Origin of the sequence: Bacillus sp. M13(2017), assembly GCF_002218325.1 — a bacterium.
Lineage (GTDB): Bacteria > Bacillota > Bacilli > Bacillales > Bacillaceae_G > Bacillus_A > Bacillus_A thuringiensis_K.
In genome coordinates this window covers 1-632 of the sequence record NZ_KZ268549.1, presented here as the reverse complement: position 1 = coordinate 632, position 632 = coordinate 1, and the positions used below count along the sequence as shown (strand labels likewise).

Here is a 632-nt window from a genome sequence, read left to right as displayed (position 1 = left end):
GCTTGAGAAAGCATGCTGATACCAGCTTCGTTTAAAATTTTGAACTTAGTCATTTCAGACATCTCTTTTGCCATATCAGCATCTTCGATTTGAGAAGCAGCAGCTGCCATGTTAGTAGCTTGGCTCGTTACGTTGTTTAAGTTATGGTCTAAACGATTTAATTGAGAACCGAAAGTTGCTCTAGCGTCAGCTAGTTCTTGGATAGCAGTGTCAAGAGCTTTTATTTCAGTCTCAGCAGTTCCTCTGTCTGCTAAAGTAGTTAGATTAGCTGTTGTAATTTTCTTTGCATCTAGAGAGTCAATTGTCATTGTATCGCCAGAAGCATCAGAAAGTTGAACTTTAATATCAGCCGCACCACCCTTATCAGTACTTAAGAATTTAATACCATTGAAAGATGTTTTGTCAGCGATATGATCAATTTCACTTTTTAATGCTTCGTATTCTTTGTTTAAAGAAGCAGTATCTTCAGTGTTATTCGTACCGTTAGAAGCCTGTGTAGCAAGGTCACGCATACGAAGTAAGATGTTAGAAATAGATCCTAAAGCAGCGTCACCAGTACGTAAAGCAGACATAGCGTCTTGCGTGTTACGTGCTCCGACGTTTAATCCGCCTTCTTTTGCACGCATACGAGT

Annotated in this window: 1 protein-coding gene; it reads right to left on the bottom strand. The window is 39.6% G+C overall.

What is annotated here, in order from left to right; translation table 11 throughout:
• Window positions 1–632 (bottom strand): flagellin N-terminal helical domain-containing protein (locus tag CGQ22_RS31280; RefSeq protein ID WP_089149807.1); only part of this gene is annotated, 632 nt, incomplete at both ends.